The organism is Holdemanella sp. DFI.5.55 (assembly GCF_020593575.1).
GTDB lineage: Bacteria > Bacillota_I > Bacilli_A > Erysipelotrichales > Erysipelotrichaceae > Holdemanella > Holdemanella hominis.
In genome coordinates, this window is record NZ_JAJDMK010000416.1 from 1 (window position 1) to 226 (window position 226).

At 38.5% G+C, this 226-nt stretch carries 1 pseudogene; it reads right to left on the reverse strand.

The features are described from left to right. Positions 1-226: pseudogene (locus LJE08_RS14635) on the reverse strand (sugar ABC transporter permease); the annotation flags it as partial.

A 226-nucleotide genomic window follows, 5' to 3' on the forward strand; every position in this document is an offset into this window, starting at 1 on the left:
CTTCTTCAATAAGTTTTTGATTCGCAATTGCGCCTCGTACACTCATGAAGTAGATTGCAAAGAATCCTATAATGACAAAGATACAGAATACCCCAAAGAGTAGCATCAACATCGAGTTATGCCCTTCAGAATAAAGATATATTCCTTGAGCTTCATCAAACACTTCACCTGCAAGTGTTGTCCCTAATGTCGTTAACCCTGAAAGTTGACTGAACCCAAAACGTAT